This window comes from Micromonospora sp. DT15 (genome assembly GCF_049841475.1).
GTDB lineage: Bacteria > Actinomycetota > Actinomycetes > Mycobacteriales > Micromonosporaceae > Micromonospora.
Genome location: NZ_JBNCKJ010000001.1, coordinates 709,593 through 730,417, shown reverse-complemented (window position 1 = coordinate 730,417; position 20,825 = coordinate 709,593). Strand labels below are relative to the sequence as shown.

13 protein-coding genes and 1 pseudogene are annotated in these 20,825 nt (G+C 68.6%); 4 read left to right on the top strand and 10 right to left on the bottom strand.

Going from position 1 to position 20,825, the window contains the following annotated elements; genetic code table 11:
- The first annotated feature begins 449 nt into the window (after positions 1-449).
- Entirely contained in the window at positions 450-1,763 is a 1,314-nt protein-coding gene (locus tag ACLQ3F_RS03390) for a hypothetical protein (RefSeq protein ID WP_425845888.1), read from the top strand.
- Positions 1,764-1,906: 143 nt separating this feature from the next.
- Here ACLQ3F_RS03390 and ACLQ3F_RS03385 read toward each other — a convergent pair whose 3' ends face one another.
- The 4 genes from ACLQ3F_RS03385 to ACLQ3F_RS03370 are packed head-to-tail and all read right to left on the bottom strand — an operon-like array spanning position 1,907 to position 6,191.
- A complete protein-coding gene (locus ACLQ3F_RS03385) occupies positions 1,907-3,061 on the bottom strand; it encodes a serine hydrolase domain-containing protein (protein ID WP_425845886.1) in 1,155 nt (384 codons plus the stop codon).
- A gap of 3 nt (positions 3,062-3,064) precedes the next feature.
- On the bottom strand, positions 3,065-3,889 hold the full coding sequence (locus ACLQ3F_RS03380; RefSeq protein ID WP_124860646.1) for a carbohydrate ABC transporter permease: 825 nt from the start codon (positions 3,887-3,889) through the stop codon (positions 3,065-3,067).
- Positions 3,886-4,839 (bottom strand): carbohydrate ABC transporter permease, encoded by a 954-nt coding sequence (locus ACLQ3F_RS03375; RefSeq protein ID WP_393221110.1) that lies wholly within the window; start codon positions 4,837-4,839, stop codon positions 3,886-3,888. The genes ACLQ3F_RS03380 and ACLQ3F_RS03375 overlap by 4 nt, the downstream gene beginning before the upstream one ends.
- Positions 4,836-6,191: an ABC transporter substrate-binding protein gene (locus ACLQ3F_RS03370; protein ID WP_355006918.1), complete on the bottom strand. Its 1,356-nt coding sequence runs from the start codon at positions 6,189-6,191 to the stop codon at positions 4,836-4,838. Before ACLQ3F_RS03370 ends, ACLQ3F_RS03375 begins: the two co-directional genes overlap by 4 nt.
- Positions 6,192-6,564: 373 nt before the next feature.
- Here ACLQ3F_RS03370 and ACLQ3F_RS03365 point away from each other — a divergent pair, with 373 nt between their 5' ends.
- Both ACLQ3F_RS03365 and ACLQ3F_RS03360 read left to right on the top strand, forming a co-directional pair.
- Entirely contained in the window at positions 6,565-7,590 is a 1,026-nt protein-coding gene (locus ACLQ3F_RS03365) for a LacI family DNA-binding transcriptional regulator (RefSeq protein ID WP_425845883.1), read from the top strand.
- 54 nt (positions 7,591-7,644) lie between these two features.
- Positions 7,645-8,613: pseudogene (locus ACLQ3F_RS03360) on the top strand (family 43 glycosylhydrolase); the annotation flags it as partial.
- A 64-nt stretch (positions 8,614-8,677) separates the two neighbouring features.
- Here ACLQ3F_RS03360 and ACLQ3F_RS03355 read toward each other — a convergent pair.
- From ACLQ3F_RS03355 to ACLQ3F_RS03330, 6 genes are all read right to left on the bottom strand, one after another.
- On the bottom strand, positions 8,678-11,071 hold the full coding sequence (locus ACLQ3F_RS03355; RefSeq protein WP_425845881.1) for an RICIN domain-containing protein: 2,394 nt from the start codon (positions 11,069-11,071) through the stop codon (positions 8,678-8,680).
- Positions 11,072-11,150: 79 nt separating this feature from the next.
- Positions 11,151-12,002: a sugar phosphate isomerase/epimerase family protein gene (locus ACLQ3F_RS03350; RefSeq protein ID WP_357262143.1), complete on the bottom strand. Its 852-nt coding sequence runs from the start codon at positions 12,000-12,002 to the stop codon at positions 11,151-11,153.
- A gap of 6 nt (positions 12,003-12,008) precedes the next feature.
- A complete protein-coding gene (locus ACLQ3F_RS03345; protein ID WP_307857817.1) occupies positions 12,009-13,193 on the bottom strand; it encodes an ABC transporter substrate-binding protein in 1,185 nt (394 codons plus the stop codon).
- Between the two features lie 13 nt (positions 13,194-13,206).
- Positions 13,207-14,190 (bottom strand): ABC transporter permease, encoded by a 984-nt coding sequence (locus ACLQ3F_RS03340; RefSeq protein ID WP_425845877.1) that lies wholly within the window; start codon positions 14,188-14,190, stop codon positions 13,207-13,209.
- A 2-nt stretch (positions 14,191-14,192) separates the two neighbouring features.
- Positions 14,193-15,164 (bottom strand): ABC transporter permease, encoded by a 972-nt coding sequence (locus ACLQ3F_RS03335; RefSeq protein WP_112585260.1) that lies wholly within the window; start codon positions 15,162-15,164, stop codon positions 14,193-14,195.
- Positions 15,161-16,672, bottom strand: a complete 1,512-nt coding sequence (locus ACLQ3F_RS03330; protein WP_425845873.1) for a sugar ABC transporter ATP-binding protein — start codon at positions 16,670-16,672, stop codon at positions 15,161-15,163. The genes ACLQ3F_RS03335 and ACLQ3F_RS03330 overlap by 4 nt, the downstream gene beginning before the upstream one ends.
- A gap of 521 nt (positions 16,673-17,193) precedes the next feature.
- On the opposite strand from ACLQ3F_RS03330, the gene ACLQ3F_RS03325 reads away from it, so the two are divergent.
- Complete coding sequence (locus ACLQ3F_RS03325) at positions 17,194-20,742, top strand: ThuA domain-containing protein (protein WP_357262134.1); 3,549 nt, start codon at positions 17,194-17,196, stop codon at positions 20,740-20,742.
- Positions 20,743-20,825 lie beyond the last annotated feature (83 nt).

Below are 20,825 nucleotides of genomic sequence, written 5' to 3'. Positions count from 1 at the left end.
ACGGACATCGCGATCACACCCGCCGACGGGCACCAATCAAGAATTGGCCATAGTCAATCGCACAGATTCCATCGAGATCGCACACGCCCTGGTAGAAGCAGGGTTGTTTCGTGCGAGCGGAGTGCGCCCGGTGTCATCGCTCACACGACCGTCAAATGGAACATCGATGTAACGCAATCGTAGGAAAGCGGTTTCCGGAAAGGCAATAGCTGACGCTTGCAGGTTTGTTGCAGTGCTCGCGGGAGGGGTCGACCGCGCGGTCAGAGCGGTCTGGGCCGTCGGCGCGGGCGCGGGTTCCCGGCTCGTTGCGCGCGAAGTATTGACACCGCCGGGCCCGCAATCGATGCTCTGCTAAATCAGTTTAGCGACCGGCTCGCTCCGACCCGTCCCACTCCCGGTCCCCCGGCGGGATCGCTGACTGAACGCACCACCCCCGAGAAAGGACCCCCATGAGACTGCGAAAAGGACTGATCCCGCTCGCCGCCACCCTCGTCCTGGCCGGCGCCTCCGGCACGGCGTACGGCAGCGCGGGCAGCGGCCCGGGCAGCACTGACGCAATCCGCAGCATCACCCCGATCACCACCGTCTACACCTACGGCCAGAAGGTCTCGGCGGTGGCGATCGAGTACGCGGCCACTGTCAACCCGCGCACCCCCGACACCGGCACGTTCTCGGTCACCGACACCATCTACAACTTCCGCTTCAACCCGATCGAGGACCTGCCGAAGCTCGCCGACCGGACCGTCACCCACACCTACACCAACGGAACACCCGGCACCCGTGCCGACCACCGATCGGCGCCGGGCCGGTACGTCATCGTCGAACTGAACCCCGTCGACACCGGCGGCTCGACGGTCATCGTCTCCAAGTGCCCGACCTTCCTCTGCACCGTGAAGGTCAATCCCGAGCTGCCGACCCGGGTCGTGCAACGCAAGGACGTGCACGGCCAGCCCGGCCGTGGGGCCGGCAAGGGGCCGGTGCTCGCCCGGGCCACCCCGCGCGAATCCCGTCCCGTCACCGAGAAGCCGGTCAACCAACTGGTCGACGAGTTCACCTACGGCTCGTTCCTGAGTGGCGGAATGGTTCTGCCGTACCACTACCACCTGCCGAAGAACTACCAGCCGGGCCGCAGATACCCACTGATGGTCGTCCTGCCCGGGCACGGCATGGGCTGGGACGGCGACAACCTCGGCGTCCAACTCGCCGCCGACATCCCGGCGACCGCGTGGCTCCAACCGCAGTGGACCGGCACGGCCGAGGACGTCATCGTCCTGGCGCCCCAGCACCAGCGGGTCGGTGGCGTCGCCGAGGCGGACCTGCTGGTCAAGCTGCTCGACCAGTTCGTTGGGCAGTTCGCGGTGGACACCCGTCGGGTGTACGCGACCACTGTGTCGTACGGCTCGCAGTTGCTCTGGGAGGCGTTCGCCAAGCGTCCCGACCTGTTCGCCGGCGGGTTGGTGACCGGCGGTTTCCCGGTCAACGCCACCCAGGCGACCGCCATCGCGGCGGCCGAGGTGCCGGTGTGGGTCACGCACGGCGAGCACGACCACCTGCTCAACGTCTCGGGCGCGCGCAACTCCACGGCCCTGCTGCGGCAGGCGTACGCCGCCCGGGGCAAGACGCCCGAGCAGACCGCCGATCTGGTGCGCTACACCGAGTACGCCGACGCCGCGTTCTCGGTACCGGACTACCACGCGGCGTTCGGGCCGACCTATGAGGACGCCAGCATCCTGCGCTGGCTGCTGGGCCAGTCCAAGTCCTGAGGCTGGGGCCGGGCGACGCCCTCGCCGCGATCCGACGGCCCCACCCCGGTGATCATGAAGTTGTTGCCACCGTCCACGGCGTGGACGGTGGCAACAACTTCATGATCGACCGAGGCACCCCCAGGGGGCGGAACCCGGGGGGGTCAGTCCTGGAGGCAGGTTCGGAGGGCGGCGGTGAGCAGATTGGCGCGCTCGTCGCCCATCCCGCGCATCTGGTTGACCACATAGCCGAAGCCCACCTGATGCTCGGCGTCGGCGAAGGCCAGGTTGCCGCCCGCGCCGTCGTGGCCGAAGCTGCGCTCACCCAGCAGGGGCCGGGCCGGTGGCGAGTGCAGCAGGAAGCCGGTGCCCCAGCGCTGCCCGGTGTCCGGCGGGCCGTGCCGCTGCTGACCACGCGAGCGAACCACCACCGCGTCGTCCACCGACGCCGCCGTGAGCAGCGGCCCACCCTGGAGTTCCGACACACAGGCGGCGTAGAGGCGCGCGAGGCCCTCGGCGGTGCTCACCGCGCCCGCGCCGGGAACACCGGCGGCCCGGATGGCGTCGTCGTTGAAGCTGACCAGGCCGTCGGCGTCGGCGGGGAAGGCGAAAGCACCGCCCATGGTGATGCCCCGTTCGGCGACCGGGTCCACGAACGGGTCAGGGTCCGGAGGCGGTGCCACGCCCCAGGCGACGGTGTCGCTCTCGGCGGCCGGGAGCCCCAGCCAGGTACGCAGGCCGAGCGGGCCCGCGACGGTGTCGGCGAAGAACGCGCCGGGTAGTTGGCCGGTGATGCGGTGGATCACCTCTCCGACCAACCAGCCGTAGGTCATCGAGTGGTACCCGTGCGCCGTGCCCGGCTCCCACAGCGGGGCCTGCGCCTCGATCGCCTTGATGACCGGATCCCACGCCAGCACCTCGTCGAGGGTCAGCGGTCGGTCCACCGCGGGCAGACCTGCCTGGTGCGTGAGCAGCCAGCGCACCGGGATGTCCGCCTTGCCGTGCTGTCCGAACTCCGGCCAGTAGCGCGTCACGGGAGCGTCGAGGTCGAGCCGGCCCTGCTGGGCCAGCAGGTAGGCGCAGATCGCCAGGATCCCCTTGGTGCAGGAGAAGACGACGACCGGCGTGTGCGCGTCCCAGGGCCGCCCGGTACGGGTGTCGGCCACCCCGCCGTACAGGTCGACGACCTTGCGGCCCCGCACGTAGACGGTGACCGCGGCGCCGACCTCTCCCCGGGAGGTGAAGTTGTCGCGGAAGACGTCGGCGACGCGCCCGAAGCGATCGTCGACGTCGCCGTGGATCTGCGGCTCTGTGACCACTGCCTACCCCTTCACTGACCCTTGGATCAGGGCCTTGATGAACTGTCGCTGGAAGATCAGGAACACGATGAGGGTCGGGGTGAGGATCAGCAGCGACCCGGCGCACAGCAGCACCAGATCGGTGCCCCACTGGCCCTGGAACGCTCCGAGCGCCCCGGCCATCGTGCGTTTGGTCGCGTCGTCCACGAGGACGATGGCGAGCAGGAACTGGTTCCACGTCCAGAGGAACATCAGGATGGTCAACGAGGCGATCGCCGGCCGGGCGAGCGGCACCTGGACCCGCCAGAACAACTGCCACGTGCTGCTGCCGTCCACCCGGGCCGCCTCGGACAACTCGACCGGCACGTTGGTGAAGTGTGCCCGCATCCAGAACACCGCGAACGGCATGTAGAGCCCGATCAGCGGCAGGATGATGGCCCAGCGGGTGTTGAGCAGGCCGAGGTCCTGCATCTGGTAGTAGAGCGGCGTGACCACGGCCTCGAACGGCAGGGTCAGACCCAGCAGGAAGAGACCGAAGACGAGCCGGCCACCGGGGACGCGTAGCTGACCGAGCCCGAAGCCGGCCATGGTCGCGATCAGCACCGACACCGGTACGACACCGGCCACGATGAGCAGGCTGGAGCGGAGCAGGGCGCCCATGTTCGCGGCGGTGAAGGCGTCGGCGAAGTTGCCCCACTGCGGGTCGGACGGCCACTCGAGTCCGCTGGGCACTGTGCCCCGGGGCTGCAACGCCGCCGAGAGCATGCTCACGAACGGGAGCAGGGTGACGACGATCAGGGCGATCAGGAAGACCCGTCCGGTCAACTGTTCGCGACGGCTCAAGTTCACTGCTTGTCCCCTCGGCTCAGGCGCTGGATCGGCAGCACACACACCAGCACGAGCAGCATGAGTACGACAGCGAGCGCCGAGGCGAGCCCCACCTGCCGCTGCGAGAAGGCCAGCCGGTAGATCTCCAGGCCCGGCACCGTGGTCTGGAGGCCGGGGCCGCCACTGGTGGAGATGTAGACGATGTCGAAGCTCGCCAGCGCCGCGATGATCGTCACGGTGAGGCAGACGCCGATCTCCTGACGCAGGCTGGGCAGGGTCACGGCGAGGAACTCACGGACCGGACCGGCACCGTCGAGGCGGGCGGCCTCGTACAGCGCCGGGTCGATCTTGCTCATGCCGGTGACCAGCAGGATCGTGCAGAGGCCGAGCAGGACCCAGGCCCCGATGACGCCGACGGCTGGCAGCGCCGTGTCGAAGTCGCCGAGCCAGGCGCGGGCGACGCCACCCAGTCCGACCGCGCGCAGCGCCTGGTTGACCAGACCGTTCGACGAGAGCAGCCAGCTCCACGCGATGCCCGCCGCCACCAGGGGGATGACCTGCGGCAGGAACAGGATGGTCCGGACGACGGTGCCGAACACGCCGGTGGTGATCCGGCGGACCATGCTCGCCACCAACAGCCCCAGCGCGACGGGAATGAAGCTGAAGAAGACGATCAGGACGATCGCGTTGCCGATGATTTTCAGCAGGTCGCTGTCGGTGAACACGGTGAGGTAGTTGTCCAGGCCCACCCAGCGGGCCACCCCGATGCCGTTCCAGTCGTAGAGCGAGTACTGGAGCGTCAGGACGAGCGGGCGCAGGACGAACACCGCGTACATCACCAGGGCGGGCAGGACGTACAACCAGCCGGTCCCGGCCGCGCGGGCCCACCGGAATCGGTGGGCCCGCGTGGGGGTGGGGCGGGCGCGACGATCGTCGCGCCCGGTTGGTGCGCTGCCGAGGGCAGACGTCATCGGGACAGTTCCTTCTGGTACTCGGCCTGGACCGCCTTCACGTACCCCTCTGGCGTCTGCTGACCGGCGATCAGCTTCTGCATCTCCGGCGTGATCGCGGCGGCGAAGATGCCGCCGGTGGCGTTCGCGGTGAAGTCCACAGCGCCGTTCTCCGCGCCGAGCTGCTGTGACGCCTTCAGGGTCTCGGCCAGCACGGTGTTCGGGGCGGCGCTCGGCACCGGCAGGTCACTCGGGCCGCCGGGGCTGGAGCCGCCGACGGTCACCGAGATCTCGCGGGCCTTGGCGTTGGTGTGCACCCAGTTCAGGAAGTACGCGGCGGCGTCCGGGTTCTTGGCCTTGGCGGAGACACCGAAGGTGTTGGGGGCGGACATCGCCACGTGCTTCCCACCGGCGGACTCGGTGGGGAAGAGGAAGAAGCCCACGTTGCCGGGCATCGACTTGTCGAGGTTGGCCGACTCCCAGTCTCCGTTGAACATGAACAGGCCGTTGCCCTTCTGGAACTCCCCCACCATGCCGGCATAGTCCAGAGCGTTGGCGTCCTTGGTGAAGTAGCCGGCCTGGGCCCACTTCTGAATGGTCTGGGTGGCCTTCAGGGCGGCCGGGGTGTCGAACGTGGCCCCCGGCTTCTGGAAGATCCAGTCGGCGACCTGGGTCGGGTCGCCGAACTGGTTCTGCAGCGCCTGGTGCGGGAAGTTGATGCCGGCGGTGTTCTTGTTGAACTGCATGATCGGCTGGACCCCGCCGGTCTTCGCCTTGGCCAGCAGTTCCTCGAACTCGGCGACGGTGGCCGGCGGCTGGGTCATGCCGATCTGAGTGGCCAGCTTCTTGTTGTAGAAGACGCCGGTGACGCTGTAGCCGAGACCCATCCCGTACAGCGAGCCGGTGCCCCGGGTGTTCTCGCCGACGCGCAGCTGCATGAGCTGCGAGGCGGGGAACTTGTCCCAGCCGTACGCGGTGAAGTACGGGTCGAGGTTCTTGAGCAGGTCGTCCTTGACCAGGTCGACCATGGTCGGGAGCCGGATGATGTCGGGCGAGTTGTCCGACGCCATCACCCGGGGCGCGTTCTCCACGATCACCGTGAACTGGTCCTCGCGAACGTTGAACTTGACGTTCGAGTGCTGCTTGGAGAACTCGTCGGCCAACGCCTTGGCCAGCGGGAAGCCGGTCTCCGCGTACATCTCCAGGGTGATCGGGTCGGCGCCCAGCTCCGTCTTGACGGCGGCGTCGGATTTCTGGGTCGACGAGCGGTCCTCACCCGGCGCGCTGCAGGCCGTCGCGGTCATCCCGACGGCCAGCAGCGAGGCGAGGAGCACAGTTCTCCGTCGCGAAAACTTTGTCAGCAATTCTGCCATTTCATGACTCCTCGACATCTCCACGCGTCGCGCGACCCATGGCCACGCGACGGCTCCACCGGGACCACCGCGACCCGGCGGAGGCCACGACACGTACGTCGTGACCTGTCGCGCGGGCGCGGCACCCGTACCGTCAGCACAAAAGGAACCGGCACGGCCACCGAAGGCGCCTCTGGATGCACCAGAAGTGGTCGCTAAACTGATTTAGCAGAGCATGCGCGCGGCACGGGAAGCTGTCAAGGACAACTTGGCAACGGTGCGGAAACGCCGGGTTCACACCACACCCGACGTGACCGGCGCTCGATCCCGGACGGCGACGCATCATGATGGGCAGGAGCGGCGCCCGTGGCACCGCGCCTGATTCGGAGGACTGATGGGCCGCAACAGAGCAACACTCGCCGACGTCGCGCGGATGGCCGGGCTGTCCAAGACCGCCGCGTCGATGGTGCTCAACGGCAGGGAGGGCACCCGACTCTCGGCCGAGGCGCACCAGCGGGTGTTCGCCGCCGCCGAGGAACTCGGCTACCGGCCCAACCTGGCCGCGCGCAGCCTGCGCACCCGCAAGACGGCCACCATCGCGTTCGTCTCCGACATCGTGGCGACCACCCGGTTCGCCGGCGACCTCATCCGCGGCGCCCTCGACGCGGCCCGCGAACGGGACCACGTCCTGCTCATCACCGAGACGCAGGGCGACGCCACCTTCGAGCAGTACGCCATCGAGGCCGTCCTGGACCGGCAGGTCGACGGGGTGATCTACGCGGCGATGGCGACCAGACGGCTGACGGTGCCCGCCGCCATCCTCGGCGGTCCGGTGGTGCTGCTCAACGCCACCAGCCCCGACGGCCTGCCCAGCGTTGTCCCCGACGACGAGGGGGCCGGGCGCTCCGTCGCCACCGCCCTGCTGGAGCTCGGCCACCGCGACGCGATCGCGCTCATCGGCCGCAACCGGCTCAAGGAGGACGACCCCGAGGTCTCGCTCGCCGCCCGCGCCCGCCTGCACGGCATCCGGCAGACGCTGGACGAGGCGAAGGTCGGTCTCCTGGCCGAGTGTTTCTGCACCGAGTGGTTGCCCGAGCACGGGTACGCGGCCACGCGTAGCCTGCTCAGCAAGCCGGAGCGACCCAGCGCGATCATCTGCATGAACGACCGGCTGGCCTTCGGCGCGTACCAGGCACTCGGCGAGGCGGGGCTGACCGTCCCGGAGGACATCTCGGTCATCTCGTTCGACGACGACCCGATCGCCGCCTGGTTGCGTCCGAGCCTGGCCACCACGGCGCTGCCGCACGAACAGATGGGACGTCGAGCGGTCGAACTGCTCCTGGACGGGGGTGCCGTCGAGCCCGCACTGGTGCCGATGCCCCTGCGTCGACGCCGGTCCCTCGCGCCTCCGGCCGGCTGAGCAACGGCCCTCCGATCCGTACCAACGATCTGGCCCTGACCGACGCTAAAACGGTTTAGTGCTAGGTTTCCGACCATGCTTCGTCTACCCGACCACTGGGTGTGGGACAGCTGGTACGCGCGGGACGACAACGGCCTCTGGCACGTGTTCTTCCTGCGCGCGTCCCGCGCCCTGCACGACCCGCACCGCCGCCACCGCCGGGCCACCATCGGCCACGCCGTCTCGGCGGACCTGCGCTCGTGGCGCCTGGTCGCCGACGCCGTGGTCCCCTCCGACGCACCCGGCTGGGACGACCTGGCGACCTGGACGGGCTGCACGGTCCGCGGGCCGGACGGACGGTGGTACCTGTTCTACACCGGCGTCGGTCGCGCCGAGGACGGGCTCGTCCAACGCATCGGACTGGCCGTCTCCGACGACCTCATGACGTGGCACCGGCACGGCACCGAGCCGATCGTCCAGGCCGACCCCACCTGGTACGAGCTGCTGGACAAGGAGCTGTGGTACGAGCAGGCGTGGCGTGACCCCTGGGTCTTCCCCGACCCCGACGGCGAGGGTTGGCACATGCTGATCACCGCCCGCGCCAACACCGGTCCGGCGAACACCCGTGGCGTCGTCGGCCACGCCACCTCCAGCGACCTCGTCACCTGGACCGTCGCGCCGCCGCTGTCGACTCCGGCCGGCTTCGGTCACCTGGAGGTGCCCCAGGTCGCGGTGCTCGACGGGCAGCCGCTGCTGCTCTTCTCCACCGACGCCACCGGTAGCGCCCGGCGCGACGACCACCGGATCTGGGTGGCACCCGGCGAGACCACCCTCGGGCCGTGGGACATCGTGTCCGCCCGGCCGTTCACCCACCCGCACCTGTACGCGCCACGGCTGGTCCACGGACCCGCCGACGACTGGTCCCTCATCGGTTTCCTCGACCACGTCGACGGAACATTCGTCGGGGAACTCACCGATCCCATCCCGGTCCGCTACGACGCCGCGACCGGGTTGACAGTGGACCGGGCGAACGTGGCGGGGTAGACCGGACCCGTCCGGGCCGAGGCGTCCCGCCCCGGCCCGGACCTGTCGGTGTCGTGCTACTGGATCAGCTGCGCAACTGCCACTGCTGGTTGGTGCCGCCGGAGCAGGCCCAGAGGATCAGCTTCGTGCCGTTCGCCGTCGCGGCGCCGTTGGCGTCCAGGCAGAGACCCGACTGCACACCGGTGATCGTGCCGTTGGCGTTGACGTTCCACTGCTGGTTCACCTGGCCGTTGCAGTCCCAGATAACCACCGTGGTGCCGTTGCTGGTGCCCTGGCCGGAGGCGTCCAGGCACTTGGTGCCATAGACCATGAGCTGACGGCTGGCGGTGTGGGTCCACCGCTGGTTGGTGGCCGCACTGATGCAGTCCCAGATCTGGGCCTGCGTGCCGTTCGTGGTGCTGGAGTTGCCGATCTCGGCGCAGCGGCCCGACTGTGCACCCACGATCTGCACGTTCTGCGGGTTGGTGCCGCCGCCGCTCTGCACGCCAGCAGCGTTGATCACGGTCTGCGCGCCCGACGGCCAACTGCCGTTGCTGACCGTGACGTTGCCGTTGACCACGTTGCCGCGGTCGCCGTTCGTCACGTTCGTGGAGTTGTTCGTCGACCAGTTGTTGGTGACCGTGAAGTTGCCCATGTTCTCCGCGTACCAGTAGTTGGCGGTGGCCCAGGTACCGGTGGAGGAGAACACGTTGTTGCGGGCGGTGTAGTAGCGGGAGCCCTCGTCGAAGTAGAGCCCGAACCAGCCGTTGGTCCGCAGGCAGTAGTTCTGGTTGATGGTCGCGCCCGGGTTCGCCGACAGCGTGTAGATGCAGCCGCCGTCGGTCATCTGCTGCATCACGTCGTGCACGTAGTTGCCGATGACCTGGTTGTTGGCCGCGGTGGTCGCCGTGGTGTAGCGCGGCTGGTAGTTGTAGAGGCCCCGGTTGGCGTAGTGCTGGCTGCCACCGGCGTCGTTGGCGCCCCAGCCGTAGCCGACCGACAGACCGGTGTACGGCATGTTGTAGACCTCGTTGTACGAGACCGACGCCGTGTTCACATAGGTGGTCAGGATCGAGACCACGCCCCGGTACTCAAGGCCGAGATCGTGCACCCGGTTGTTGCTGATGGTGATGTTGCGGTTGACCATCCGCTGGTCACTGGGGTGGTGGGCGTCGGCGCGTACGCCACCGACCACGACGCCACCGGCGGAGTTACGGGCGATCTCGGAGCGGGTGACGGTGATGTCGCTGGCGCCCAGGCCGACACCGCTGGCGTGGGCGTTGGCGTCGTTGCCGATGCCGATCGCGGTCTGCCCGAGGTTGACGAACTGGGAGTCGCTGAAGGTGATGGTGTTGGCAGCGGAGACCTGCACGGCGGCGGGCATCTGGTTCCAGTTCGGCCGGGTGGCCTCGAACTGGGGGCAGCCGGCCTGGCAGGAGGTCAGCGCGTCGGAGGGCCGGGACCAGGTGCCGGTGATGTGGGCACCGGTCTGCTGGTCGGCGAAACCGTTGCTGCTGCTCGGGCCGAGCCAGCTGGTGCCGGTGAAGGTGATGCCGCTGAACGAGATGTGGTGCGCCGGCGCGCTGAGGGTGCCGCCGACGTTGACCAGGGACTGTAGCTGTGGCAACTCGACGCTGACCGAGCTCATGTTCTGCCCGGCGAGGGGGATGTAGTTGAGCTGGCCGTTGCTCGGGTTGAGGTACCACTCCCCCGCCGAGTCCAGGAACTCGTACGCGTTGGTCAGGTAGAAGGGACCGGCGCGGTGCGGGCTGGAGAGGGTGTCGAACCCGAAGGTGTTGTTGTTCCACGCTGGCTGCTGCATCGTCAGGAAGTTTCCGCTGATGCTCTGCACCGGCGAGTACCGGTCGGTGAACGAGCCGACGCTCTCCACCTCGACCCGGTTCTGGTTGCCGAGGTTGTTCAGGTAGTTCAGCGCAGTGTTGGTGAACCGCATGCCGGACGTGGTGAAGGTGAAGTCGGAGCGGTTCACGGCGGTGCGTGCCCGGGTGGCGACGGTCCCGTTGACGTAGAGCTGACGGGAGTCGAGCCCTGCGCCGACGTTGGCCCGCCAGATGTTCTTTCCGGAGTCGACGAGCGACCAGCCGGTGACCGCCCGGGCGCCGGTGATCGTCGGACGCGCGCCGGAGGCCGCCCGCCAGATCACCTGATAGCCGTTGTTGCCCGAGTCGGCCGCGGTGAACCGCAGCGGTGACGAGAGCCGGTACGCCCCGTTGGCCAACTCCACGACGATGTCACCGGACATCGCGCTGTTGATCGCCCGTACCGCGGTCTGGGCGGCGGTCAGCGAACACGGTTGGCTGGCGGAACACGCGGTGCCGGTGCCGGAGGGCGACGCGTAGAGGGTGGTGGTGGCCGCGGAGGCCGGGGACGCCGAGGCGGTTACCGCGACCAGCGCGGTCACCGCTGTCGCGGCGGCGCCGGCCAGCAGTCGGCGCAGCGGCGAAAGGGACGAGGACACGGGACGGTACTCCTGACATGAGAACGGGGTGGGGGTGGCGGAGCGGCCTCGACCAGCGCGGGGGTGACGGGTCGGGCAGTTATCCGAGGATCTCCCGGAGATAGCGCAGGCCGTCCGTGGCGAGACGGTCCTGCGAGGGGGCCAACGGACGCCAGATCGCCGCGGCGGTGGCGATGGTTTCGTTCTCCGCGGTGAACGACTCGATGCAGATCGAGCCCTGGTAACCGGTGTCCCGCAGGACGGTGAAGAACCGGGGCCAGTCGAAGTGGTCGGCACCCGGAGCGCCCCGGTTGGTGCCGCTGACCTGGACGTGCTTGATGTGCCGGCCGGCGACGGCGAGGGCCGCGTAGGGGTCGGCCTCCTCGATGTTCATGTGGTAGGTATCGATCATGATGCCGACGTTCGGCGGTAGCCCGTCGATCAACTCGATCGTCTGCTCGATCGTGTTGACGACGCTCGTCTCGTAGCGGTTCAACGCCTCGACACCGATGCTCACGCCCAACTCGCCGGCCTGCTCGGCCACCGGTGCCAGGGCCCGCCGGAATTCCGCGTAGCAGGCCGCGCGGGCCGTTGGCGACATCCGCCAGGTACGGCCGACCGAGGCGTACACGGGGCCGCCGACGCATCCAGCGCCGACGGCCGCCGCGTTCTCCACACAATTCATCAGGTACGCCACCGTCGACTCGACGACCGCTGGCGCGGCGTCCACCAGGTCCCGTCCGGGCGGGGTGACCGCGCAGACGCCGGCGGCGACGAGACCGTGCTCGGCCAGCAGGTCCCGGGTGCGGACCGGATCCCAGTCACCGGGCTGCTCGATCGGCAACTCGACCGCGTCGAAGCCGAACGACGCGATCCGCGGGATCAGCTCGGCCAGGGCCTTGTCGTCGACCGGCGAGGCCCACACCCACGGGTTGACGCCGATGGCGTACATCGGTTCCTACTTCCAGCGCTGCGGGTAGCCGGGCAGGTCGGTGCAGCCGCACATCGCGTAGTGCAGCGGCGGCATGCTCGGGTCGAGGTACTTGTCGAGGTTGTCCTGCGTGACGGTCGGCTGTGGCAGCTTCCACGGGCTGGACACCTGCTTGCCGTCGAGGATCTGCAGCACCGCCAGAATCGGCGTCCGCCACTGGTAGGTCGGGTAGGTCGGTGCGATAGCGGTGAGGTTCTTGTCCTTCCAGATCTTCAGGAAGTCGAGCTGGTCCTCGCCGTTCATCGGCGGAACGGGCTTGCCCGCGTCCTGGAACGCCTCGACCGCCGCGACGGCCGTCGCCCCGGCGTCCATCCAGACACCGTCGATCGTGCCGTACCGCTGGATGTAGTCGTCGACGATCTTCTTGGTCTTGGCCGGGTCACCGTCGGTGAACTCGACGCCCACGACGTCGACCTTCGCCTTGTCGAACGCCACCTTCGCCGCCGACCAGCGGGTCTCCAGGACGTCCACGCCCGGCAGGATCCGCAGGGCGAGGACCTTGCCACCGGGCTTCATCTTCTGGCTGACGAACTCGGCCCCGACGTGGCCGAACCCGTAACCGCCGATGGGGTTGATGAACGTCACCGGGCACTTCGTGTTGACACCGCGGTCGAAGACGACGACCGGCAGCCCCGCCTTGCAGGCGGCCTCGACGGCCGGGGTGAGCGTGGCGGTGGTGTTCGGCGAGACGATCAGCGCGTCGCAGCCCTTGCCGAGCAGGTCGTTGATGTCAGCGATCTGCTTCTGGTCCTTACCTTCGGCGTCGACGTGCACGAACTCCTTGATGCGGCTCTTCTGCGCCTCGACCTCGGCCTGCATGGTCTTGAACCCGACCTGCCGCCAGGGGTTGTTCAGCGCCGCGTTCGAGAAGCAGATCTTGTGCGGGCCGTTCTTCTTGAACTTGGCGGTGTCGACCATCGTGGGGTTGAGCACCTGCTCCCACGGCTTGTCGGCCGGGCCCGTCGGTGCCGCGTCGAGCAGCGCCAACTCGGCGTCGTAGTCGGCCTGCACGAAGAACTTCGACTGGTCTCCGGTGCCGGAACCAGTGGCGGCGGACGCGCTTCCCGACGGGCTCGCGGCCGGCTCGTCGGTGGCACAGGCGGCAAGGGACAGCAGGGTGACAGCGGCAATGGCCGCCATGGAACGTCGCACTATGGTTTCCCCTTTATCTCGACGAAGAACGGGTTGCCGAGACCGCCACGGCGAGCAGAATGATCGCGCCCTGGACGGTCGACCTGAGGGCGCCGGAGACGCCGTAGAAATTCATGAGGGCGAACAGCAGTTCGAGGGTCAGCGCGCCGAGCATCGCCCCGACGACCGCGCCGCGACCTCCGCCGAGCGCCACTCCACCAAGGACGACAGCGGTGATCGCACCGAACTCCAGGCCCGCGCCGGCCTGGAACGACACGCCGCTGTAGCCGCCCAGGAGGATTGCCGCCACCGCCGCCGCGAGCCCGCTGAGGATGAAGGCGAAGGTCCGGGTACGCCAGACGCGTACGCCGCTGAGCTCGGCGGTACGCGGGTTGTCGCCGACGGCGACCAGCGTCCGGCCGAAGTCCGAGCGCATCAGCAGCACGGCCGCCACCGCCAGGACCACCAGGACCAACAGCGCGTACGGCACGCGGCCCAGCACCGGCACGTCCTCGAAGGCCCGCCGGCCGAACCGCCGGAACTCCTCGGAGAGCCCACCCTTCGGTGCGCCGTCGGACCACAGGTAGACAGCGCCGACGAGGATCAGGAACATGCCGAGGGTGGTGATGAAAGACGGCACCCGCAGCCGTGTCGTGATCAGGCCGTTGACCAGCCCGACCAGTGCGCCGAAGGCGAGCAGGAGCAGCACCACCGGCCAGGTACGCGACGGGTCGCTGTCGATCAGCCGGGCGGCCACCACCACCTGGGCGGTGACCAGGGAACCGACCGACAGGTCGAATTCGCCGGACACGATCACGAAGTACTGGCCGGCGGCGAGCAGGATGATCGGGGCCGAACGGCCGAGGAAGGACATCAGCGACTGCGGGGCCAGGAAGTCGGGCTGACGAATGCCGACGAGCACCAACAGCACCGCGAGGATCGCGAGGATCGGCAGGACGCCACCGGGACGCAGCCGCGGCAGACGCAGTGGCAGGGAACGGGGCTGGACGGTCTGCATGGCTAGGCCGCCTTTCGCATGGCCCGGCGGGCGTAGACGGCGACCGCGGCGATGATGATGACGCCCCGGATCACCTGCTTGAAGAAGGCGTCGACCTCGAGCTGGTTGAAGATGGCGTCGATGCTGGCCAGCAGCAGCACCCCGCCGACCGTGCCGATGACGCCGCCGCGCCCACCGGCGAGGGCGGTTCCGCCGATCACCACCGCGGCGATCGACTCCAGGTCGTAGAGGCCCTCGGTGCCGACCCGGGGTGCGCCCGAGCCGAGCCGACTGGCGAGGTAGATGCCGGCCAGCCCCGCGCACATCGAACACAGGACGTGGGCGGTGACGAGGACCCGGTCGTTGCGGACGCCGGAGAGCCGTGCCACCTCCGGGTCCCCGCCGACGGCGACCAGGTGGTGGCCGAAGCGGGTTCGCGACAGCGCGAACCAGGCCGCCGCGGTGACCGCTATCAACAGCAGGAACGACACCGGCACGGGCCCGACCCGCTGATAGCCGAGCGCCTGCACGAGCGAGGGTGCGGTGGTGCCGGCCGGGCCGTCGTAGCCGTTGTCGAGGTAACCCTTGAGCAGCAACCCGACGCCCAGGGTCGCGATGAACGCGTTGACCCGGAACCTGGTGACGAGGAGCCCGTTGAGCAACCCGACACCGGCGCTGACGACGAGCACCAGGCCGATCGCCGGCAGCACCGCGCCGTCGCTGCCGTTCATCGTCTCGGCCGCGACGAGGGTGCTGAGACTGATCACGTACGCCACCGAGAGGTCGAGCGAGCCTCCCAGGATGACAAGGGTCTGGCCCACCGCGACCAGCCCGAGGCCGGCCGCGACATGCAGCAGACTGACGGTCGTGGACTGGTTGAAGAGTTGACCACCGTCGAGCAGGACGACCAGCCAACCGATCGTCAGGGTCAGGGTCAGGGCCACGAACACGCCCGGTACGGAACGCCGGGCCGGCAGCAGCGACAGAGCGCTCATGCGGCAACCTCACGTGTCGTGCCGACCGCCAGCGCGACGACCTCCTCCTCGGTCGCGCCGGCGGGCAGCTCACCCGCGACGTGGCCGTCCCGCATGACGACGATCCGGTCACTCATTCCCAGCAGCTCCGGTAGATCGGACGAGATCATCAGCACGGCCGCGCCATCGCGGGCGAGGCGGCGGACGAGATCGTGGATGGCTGATTTCGCGCCCACGTCGATGCCCCGGGTCGGCTCGTCGAAGAGCAGGATCCGCGGGTTGAGCGCGAGCCATCGGGCCAGCACGACCTTCTGCTGGTTGCCCCCGGACAGGAAACGGATCTCCTGGTCGTCGCCGGCGCCGCGGATCTCCACGGCGGCCAGCAACTCGCGTACCCGGGCGGTCCTCGCCGCCCGGCCGGACCGGGCGGCGAAGACGGCCCGGCTGGCGAGCAGCGCGTTGTCCAGCACCGACTGCCGGGGGACGATCCCCTCGCCCTTGCGGTCCTCGGTGACGTAGGCGATGCCGGCCCGCATGGCGGTGCGGGGTGAGCGCAGGCGGACCGGCCGGTCGTCGAGTGTGATGTCGCCGGTCGTGAACGGCGACACCCCGAAGATCGCGCGGGCCAGCGCCGAGCGCCCGGAACCCTGGAGGCCGCCGATGCCGAGCACCTCGCCGGCGCGCAACTGGAGGTTGATGTCGCGCAGCTTCCGGTTGCCCGCGTCGCGAAGGTTGAGCCGCACCGGGCCCCGGTCCTCGGGGGCGGCCCGGTCCGGGTAGTAGCTGGACAGTTCCCGGCCGACCATGTGCCGTACCAACTCGTCGGCGGTGGTGTCAGCGGTGTCCACTGTGGTGACGTGACGGCCGTCCTTGAGCACTGTGATCCGCCCGGACAGGTCGAAGACCTCGGCGAGCCGGTGCGAGACGTACAGCAGCCCGATGCCCCGCTCCTGGAGTCGGCGCACCAGCCCGTAGAGCAGCTCGACCTCGTGGTCGGCCAACGCGGCGGTCGGCTCGTCCATGATGAGCAGCCGCGCGTCCAGGGCGAGCGCCTTGGCGATCTCGACGACCTGCTGCTGCGCGACGCCCAGCTGCCCCACCCGGGCGTCGGCCGGCAACGTGGTCTCACCGATCGAGGCGAGCAGCCGCGTGGTGCGGTCGATCATCCCCCGACGGTCGACGAGCCCGCGTCGGACCGGCTCGTGCCCCAGGTAGACGTTCTCCGCGACGGTGCGCTCCGGGAGCAGGTTGAATTCCTGGTGGATGATGCCGATGCCGGCCCGCTGCGCGTCGCGCGGGCCACGGAACGTACGCGTCGCACCGGCGAACTCGACAGTGCCACCGTCCGGGGCGTGCCCGCCCGAGACGATCTTCATGAGGGTCGACTTCCCGGCACCGTTCTCACCGACAACGGCGTGCACCTCGCCCGGCGCGACATCGAGGTCGACACCGTCGAGAACGCGGACTCCGAGGAAGGACTTGCCGATGCCCCGGAGGGTGAGAAGCGGCGTCGGCGGCGGATCTGACATCCCGAAAGCCCTCACAGACAGTAGTCATAGACACGTTTAGATGCCACACTACGGCGGCTTTGAGGCACTGAACAACAAGCTTTCGTGGCGACAACCACGACTTACGTTCTTGCGGTGCAAACATTCCCTTGACACCGACGAAACATCACACGTATGAAGATAGATGTTTGGATGCGGGTCCGCAATCCTCGATCAAGCCTGACTGCCAGGTCGGGCCGGGATCGACAGGCGGCACCGCAGTGAGGAAGCCGGGCACGGACGCCGTCCACCGGGCAGGACGTCGGACGTTACTTTGCGGATTGACAGCCATCGATCTCTAGCTCATCCTGACCTCGTGGACCCCGGGACGAGAACCACAGCCACGATCACGCTGTGTGACGTCTCGCAGGTCTGACTGCCGTTGCGGCGAACGGCATGAGGCAGACAAGCGCGCCCGCGTCCCCTCACGTGTCCAGGGTCAACCTGACGCGTCGGAGGGCCCGTGGTCGCAATCCCTACGCCCGCCCAACCTAGGAGACGGCATGCGTCGTAACACATTGCTCATCTCGGTGATCGCCGGCCTGTTACTGGCGCTCGGCCTCGCCCCACCCGCGTCGGCGGCCCCCGCCTTCCGCGCCCTGGTGTTCAGTAAGACCACCGGCTACCGCCACGACTCGATCGCCGCCGGGATCAGCATGATCCAGCAGCAGGCCACCGCGAACAACTTCGAGGTGGTGGCCACCGAGGACTCCAGCGTCTTCACGGCCAGCAACCTGGCCACCTTCGACGTGATCGTCATGCTCCAGACCTCCGGCATGGTCTGGACCTCGGCGGCGCAGCGCCAGGCGGTGGAGGGTTACCTCGCCAGCGGCAAGGGCATCGTGGGCATCCACAACGCCCTCGACATGGGCATCGAGAGCGAATACCCGTGGTGGGACCAGACCATCAACGGTGGCGCCCACATGCCAGAGCACTCCCCCGGCGTGCTCCAGGGCACCGCCATCGTCGCCGACAAGAAGCACCCGTCCACGGCCAGCCTGCCGGATCGGTGGACCCGCAGCGAAGAGTGGTACAACTTCGACGCCAACCCGCGCGGCAACGTGCACGTGCTGGTGACCGCCGACGAGCGCACGTACAACCCGGGATCCCGGGCGATGGGCCCGGATCATCCGATCTCCTGGTGCCGCAACACCAATGGCGGGCGGGTGTGGGCCACCGCGATGGGCCACGCGATCGGTTCCTACAGCGAGGCGAACTTCCAGAATCACGTGCTCGGTGGCATCAAGTGGGCGGCCGGTAACGCCGCCGGTGACTGCGGCGGCACCGTCTGGGGCAACTTCGAGAAGCGCACCCTCGACGACAACACAGTCGACCCGATGGCGCTGGGTGTGGCACCGGACGGCCGGGTCTTCTACGTCCAGCGCGGCGGCCAGGTGAAGATCTTCAAGCCCTCCACCAACAGCACCGTCACCGCCGGCACGCTCAGCGTCTACACCGGCGGTGAGGACGGCCTCACCGGTATGGCGCTGGACCCCAACTTCGCCACCAACGGCTACATCTACCTCTACCACTCGCCGGCCAGCAGCAGCACCGACGTCAACCGGGTCTCCCGCTACACGGTCAGCGGTGACACGCTGAACACGTCGAGCGGCGTGACGATCATCGACATTCCGGCGTACCGGGACCGCACGTTCCCCGAGCCCGGCCACACCGGCGGGTACATCAAGTTCGGCCCGGACGGCAACCTCTTCATCGGCACCGGCGACGACACACCGCCGAACCTGGACCCGAACTGGCAGGGCTACGCCCCGCTGGACTGGCGGTCGGGCAAGTCCAACCTCGATGCCGCCCGCAGCGCCGGTAACACCAACGACCTGCGCGGCAAGCTGCTGCGCATCCGGCCCTCGGCCAGCGGTGGCTACACCATCCCGTCGGGCAACCTCTACCCCCAGGGCACCGCGCAGACCAAGCCCGAGGTCTACGCGATGGGCTTCCGCAACCCGTTCCGCTTCTCCATCGACCCGGCCAACGGCTGGGTCTACCTGGCCGACTACGGCCCGGACCGGAACCCGCCCACCACCAACCGCGGGCCCGAGGGCCTGGTCGAGCTGAACGTCATCAAGCAGGCCGGTAACTACGGCTGGCCGTTCTGCCACGGCGACAACCAGCCCTACGCGCCGTTCAACCCGGACACCGGCGTCGTCGGCTCCAAGTTCAACTGCAGCTCGCCGGTCAACAACTCGCCGAACAACACCGGTCTGACCAGCCTGAAGCCGGTAGTCGCACCCAACATCTGGTATGGCTACGGCACCTCGCCGACCTTCACAGAGTTGGGCTCCGGCGGCTCGGCGCCGATGGGTGGCCCGGTCTACCGGTACGACGCGTCGAACCCCTCCGCGACGAAGTTCCCGCCCTACTACGACGGTGTGCACTTCTTCTACGAGTGGGCGCGCAACTACGTCAAGGAGGTGCACTTCGACTCCTCCTCGGCGGTCACCCGCACCAACCCGTTCCTGCCCAACGTGCGGTTCAACAAGCCGATGGACATGGAGTTCGGCAAGGACGGCTCGCTCTACCTGCTGGAGTGGGGCACCAACTTCGGCGGCGGCAACAGCGACTCCGGGCTCTACCGGATCGACTACAACCAGGGCGGCCGGTCACCGATCGTCAAGGCCACCGGCACGCCCACCAGCGGCAGCGCACCGCTGACCGTCCAGTTCAGCAGCGCTGGCACGTCCGACCCGGACGGCAACGCGCTGAGCTACCTGTGGACGTTCGGCGACGGCACCACCTCGACGGCGGCCAACCCGTCGAAGGTGTACACCTCCAACGGCAACTACACCGCCCAGTTGAAGGTCACCAACAGCGCCGGCAAGACCGGCTTCGCCAACGTTCCGATCACCGTCGGCAACAGCGCCCCGGTGGTCACCATCACCACACCGGGCAACGGCGGCATGCTGACCTTCGGTGACAAGGTGTCGTACCAGATCACAGTGACCGATCCGGACGGCGGAACCGTCGACTGCTCGAAGGTGTTCCTCAACCCGGCGCTGGGTCACGACGACCACGCCCACGAGACCACCGAGTACCCGGGCTGCTCGGGCACCATCTCCACCGACCTGCTCGGTGGGCACCCCGATGGCGCCAACCTGTTCTACGTGCTGAACGCGCGGTACACCGACAACGGCGGCTCGGGTGGCGGGTCCCCGCTCACCGGCACCGCACAGGCGATCCTGCAACCGAAGCACAAGCAGTCCGAGTACTTCAGCAGCCAGTCCGGCATCCGGGTGGTCGACCAGGCGGCCGCGGAGAGCACCAAGCGCGTCGGTGACATCTCCAGCAACGACTGGATCGCGTTCAACCCGATGAACCTGTCGGGGATCTCGACGGTCAGCTACCGGCTGTCGTCGCCGTCCGGCGGCGGCTCGATCGAGCTGCGGGCCGACTCGCCGACCGGCACCCTGCTGGCCACCACCACGGTGCCCAGCACGGGTGGCTGGGACAACTACCAGTCCACGACGCCGGTGAGCGTCGCCGCCCTCGGCGGTACGCACACGCTCTACATGGTGTTCAAGAACAGCAACAACTCGTTCGATCTGGACGCGCACACCTTCGGCGGCAACGGCGTCGGGACACCCGGCACCGGCACCGGCACCGGCCTGGCCGGCAAGACCTACACGGTCACGGCGCAGCACAGCAACAAGCTGATGGACGTCAGCGGTGTCTCCACCGCCGACGGCGCCCAGATCACCCAGTGGGCGTCCACCGGTGGCAACAACCAGAAGTGGCAGGCCGTCGACGCCGGTAACGGCGCGCTCTACCTCAAGGCGGTGCACAGCGGCAAGTGCGTCGAGGTCACTGGCAGCTCGACCGCGGCGGGTGCCTTCCTCCAGCAGGCCACCTGCAACAACGGCAACCAGCAGAAGTTCACCGCCACCGCGACCGGAACCTCCGGCGTGTACTCGGTGAAGAGTGTGCTGAGCGGGCTCTGCCTGGACGTCAACGGCGCGTCCACGGCCGACGGCGCCCGGGTGTTGCAGTGGACCTGCAGCAACGCGACGAACCAGCAGTGGCGCTTCACCGCGCTCTGACCTGCGGCTGTCGCGGTAACAGATGACGTCCCGGTCGGGACCGGTATCCGAGTAACGGAGCCGGTCCCGGCCGGGACGTCGTC

Excerpts from the sequence above, each read along its gene's own strand:
- ACLQ3F_RS03335 (WP_112585260.1), bottom strand. The coding sequence starts at position 15,164 with ATGAGCGCTCTGTCGCTGCTGCCGGCCCGGCGTTCCGTACCGGGCGTG.
- ACLQ3F_RS03340 (WP_425845877.1), bottom strand. The coding sequence starts at position 14,190 with ATGCAGACCGTCCAGCCCCGTTCCCTGCCACTGCGTCTGCCGCGGCTG.
- ACLQ3F_RS03325 (WP_357262134.1), top strand. The coding sequence starts at position 17,194 with ATGCGTCGTAACACATTGCTCATCTCGGTGATCGCCGGCCTGTTACTG.
- ACLQ3F_RS03330 (WP_425845873.1), bottom strand. The coding sequence starts at position 16,672 with ATGTCAGATCCGCCGCCGACGCCGCTTCTCACCCTCCGGGGCATCGGC.
- ACLQ3F_RS03375 (WP_393221110.1), bottom strand. The coding sequence starts at position 4,839 with ATGACGTCTGCCCTCGGCAGCGCACCAACCGGGCGCGACGATCGTCGC.
- ACLQ3F_RS03365 (WP_425845883.1), top strand. The coding sequence starts at position 6,565 with ATGGGCCGCAACAGAGCAACACTCGCCGACGTCGCGCGGATGGCCGGG.
- ACLQ3F_RS03390 (WP_425845888.1), top strand. The coding sequence starts at position 450 with ATGAGACTGCGAAAAGGACTGATCCCGCTCGCCGCCACCCTCGTCCTG.
- ACLQ3F_RS03350 (WP_357262143.1), bottom strand. The coding sequence starts at position 12,002 with ATGTACGCCATCGGCGTCAACCCGTGGGTGTGGGCCTCGCCGGTCGAC.
- ACLQ3F_RS03370 (WP_355006918.1), bottom strand. The coding sequence starts at position 6,191 with ATGGCAGAATTGCTGACAAAGTTTTCGCGACGGAGAACTGTGCTCCTC.